Annotated in this window: 5 protein-coding genes; all 5 read left to right on the forward strand. The window is 32.2% G+C overall.

The window, feature by feature from the left end:
• The first annotated feature begins 147 nt into the window (after positions 1–147).
• The 5 genes from ABD814_RS11830 (at position 148) to ABD814_RS11850 (ending at position 2,754) form a co-directional block, all read left to right on the forward strand.
• Positions 148–918 carry an SAR2788 family putative toxin gene (locus ABD814_RS11830; RefSeq protein ID WP_344913422.1) on the forward strand — a complete coding sequence of 257 codons (771 nt, stop codon included), beginning with the start codon at positions 148–150 and terminating at the stop codon, positions 916–918.
• Positions 919–925: 7 nt separating this feature from the next.
• The gene (locus tag ABD814_RS11835) at positions 926–1,159 is read left to right on the forward strand and encodes a hypothetical protein (RefSeq protein WP_344913413.1); all 234 of its coding nucleotides are present in this window, start codon (positions 926–928) and stop codon (positions 1,157–1,159) included.
• A 94-nt stretch (positions 1,160–1,253) separates the two neighbouring features.
• Positions 1,254–1,664 carry a hypothetical protein gene (locus ABD814_RS11840; RefSeq protein ID WP_344913415.1) on the forward strand — a complete coding sequence of 137 codons (411 nt, stop codon included), beginning with the start codon at positions 1,254–1,256 and terminating at the stop codon, positions 1,662–1,664.
• A gap of 10 nt (positions 1,665–1,674) precedes the next feature.
• Entirely contained in the window at positions 1,675–2,190 is a 516-nt protein-coding gene (locus tag ABD814_RS11845) for a hypothetical protein (protein ID WP_344913417.1), read from the forward strand.
• Between the two features lie 195 nt (positions 2,191–2,385).
• Positions 2,386–2,754 (forward strand): hypothetical protein, encoded by a 369-nt coding sequence (locus ABD814_RS11850; protein ID WP_344913419.1) that lies wholly within the window; start codon positions 2,386–2,388, stop codon positions 2,752–2,754.
• The last annotated feature ends 59 nt before the right edge of the window (positions 2,755–2,813 follow it).

Genomic DNA, 2,813 nt, shown 5'->3' on the forward strand with positions numbered 1-2,813 from the left:
GATTTGATGCGGTTTATTCAGGTTTTATGATTGGGCTATGAATAATCTAGGAGCAATCAACTCCTAGGTATTTTAATAGTTTCTACCTAGTATAGACAGCTTTATAAAATTTTAGACTAAACATTAAATAGCGAGGAAGCAAAGATTATATCTTGTTTATTAGTATCGTTATTAGTGTTAAATGGTATTATACCGGGTGTAAACGCATATGCAAGTACAGGTGAAATTAACTATGAGTATAACTTAGATTACTTAGAAGTATTGGAAGAAGAGATTTTAGAAGAATTCGAAGAAGAACTGGTTCAAGAATATGGCTTTGAAATACTTGAAGATATGGACGTAGATATTTCCATAAGTGAAGAAGAATTTATAGTCGAAATAGACTTTGAGGAAGAAGATTTTATAGCTAGTTTAGAAATAGCAATGAAATTGGAAACTGAAGATGTTACAGTTATTAGTGAGGTTATTGATAGCACTGGTGAGCTAATATTACAAGAGTTTGAGGTGTTTATTCACGATGCTGATGAAGATGTTTTTATCGCAACCTTGATTGATTTAGAAACTGGAGAAAGTTACGAAATCAATACAACAGAACTTCAAGCTTCTGTATTAGCGGCACCCATTGTTTTAATAATTACCAAGTTTGGAGTTAAAGCGGCTATTAAAATGCTTGGGAAAAAAGCAATTCAAGGTGTTATAACTGGGTACACTAAACATGGACTCGCACAAGCTATGGGTAGAAATGGCGGCAGAGGAGTAGCTACTTGGGCAATAAATAATGCAATTAAAAATCCAACTAAAATTGTATCGCAAGCTAATGGTGTATTGCGTTATGAAAATGTTGAGGCTGTTGTTGTTTTAAACAAATATGGAAAAGTAATTACAACTTGGGCAAAAACAAGTAGAGCTTGGAGGTGAATTTTTAATGAATAAAATACTATTGGTAGAAATATTATCTAAACGAGAGCCAGAACTAGTAAAATATTTCTCTAATAATTTAATAAATGAGATTGATGAGGACCTAGGTAATCATATCAGAAACATTTTAAATGATGAATTTTTAGAAACAGGAATGGATGACCCTGATGGAGTTATAATTAATAAAAGAGGTAAAGAAATCGAAGAACTAATTGATTATGTAGGAAATTTGTTTATGTAAACAAAGTCTGAGTGGTAATTCAAGAAATTGATGTGATGCTTTCATTGTTGCTTTTGTAGATACTGGTACGGGTGAAACATATCAGATAAACACAATGGAACTTGAAGCATCAGCAACACCTGTTATTTTTATTGTTGGAAAAGCTGCAATTACAGTGACAATAAAATATATTGCAAAAAAAGCTACTGCTAATTTTGTGAATAGTAATATTGCTGTTGGGAGTAGTAAAGTAGTTTTGTCTAAAGCAAAAATGCAACATATTTTACAAAGTCATCACCCTAGCTTTTGGACAGGTGCCAAAGGTAAAAGTATGTTTGATCCTAGTTTGATCGTGAACAATATAAAAAATATAGTTAATAGTGTTGTTAGACAGAATAGTTCAACTATTAGTAGGAATTTAGCTAAAGGAATTGGTTCGGATGTACGGGGGACAGTAAATGGAGTAAACTATTTTGTTAGAATAGGTAAAAATGGATACGTACAAAGTGCGTATCCTGTAAGATGAGGTGGCATAGATGGATAATAAACTAGAAATCAAAACGTATGTGTCAAATTTCATTCCTGAATTAGGATATTTAACTCATGAAGAAAAAGAGTATTTAATAATTCAGAGCGATCTAGCCGAAAAAGCTGCAGTGAAATTACTACAGTATGAGGGAAATTATTTGCCTGGTAAAATCGAGGTAATTTTTAAAGGGAAAGTTTTCTCGCCAAATCTCACTGTCACAGATGATCTACTTGATTTGTGGTATGATCTATCAATCGTGCTAAATGAACACGCATCAAGCGCCTGTTACAATATATCTTTATTAGATTATCCATATGAGTTAACAATTAATAAAGAAATAGATAGATATCAATTTGTTTTCAAAGAACAGAATACAGAGGCAATAAATAAATCTGATACTTTTACAAAAGAAGAGTTATTGGGAGCGATAGATTCAGGATTTAAAATATTTGTTAATTTTGTAAAAAGTGATACACTCAAATTTGGTGAAGAAACAATTATTGAAGAATTTTTGAAAAAATAAATATCCGAACTGTAGATAATCAGGTAAAAAAGTCAGCATGACACTTAAAGAGACAGCTGACTTTTTGCTCTTTTGCGTCCGGCATGGGTACAGAATTATCGGTGAAAGTCCGATACGGGAGCTGGTAGTGCCAACCGTTAACCAAAGATGCGTACTACAAATAGGCAAAATTTATCCAAGATAGGTGCCAACACAATGAAAGATAAATTTAAAATAGAAACGTTTATTTTATGGGAACCAATACTAGATTTTATGGATTTTGAAGAGAATCCTAATAAATATCTTGTCTCAATAAACTATCAAAAAGAAGAAGCGGAAAAAATATTAAGAAAACTTGCAAGCAAAGTAGAAACAGATGATTTGTTATACGTAGATGGGGTAGTGTTCATGGAGTATCAAGGACAAACAATTATTCCTTGTATTTATTGGGACGAAATAAGTGCTTTGTGGTCATATATTGTGAACTTAATTGAAGATTTCATTACAACTGGAGAAGGATTGTATTATTTTCCTGGCCAACCAATTGAAATGAAATTGTCACAAAAAGACATTGGACTTTTGTAAATAAGCGAGCCCATTTAATGCTTCTTGATAGGAGTCGGAAAAAAAGGCATCTAAATGAC

The organism is Amphibacillus indicireducens (assembly GCF_039539605.1).
Taxonomy (GTDB): domain Bacteria; phylum Bacillota; class Bacilli; order Bacillales; family Amphibacillaceae; genus Amphibacillus; species Amphibacillus indicireducens.

Bases quoted from the DNA above. Each gene is read 5' to 3' on its own strand.
- ABD814_RS11835 (WP_344913413.1), top strand. From the start codon at position 926: ATGAATAAAATACTATTGGTAGAAATATTATCTAAACGAGAGCCAGAA.
- ABD814_RS11840 (WP_344913415.1), top strand. From the start codon at position 1,254: ATGGAACTTGAAGCATCAGCAACACCTGTTATTTTTATTGTTGGAAAA.
- ABD814_RS11845 (WP_344913417.1), top strand. From the start codon at position 1,675: ATGGATAATAAACTAGAAATCAAAACGTATGTGTCAAATTTCATTCCT.
- ABD814_RS11850 (WP_344913419.1), top strand. From the start codon at position 2,386: ATGAAAGATAAATTTAAAATAGAAACGTTTATTTTATGGGAACCAATA.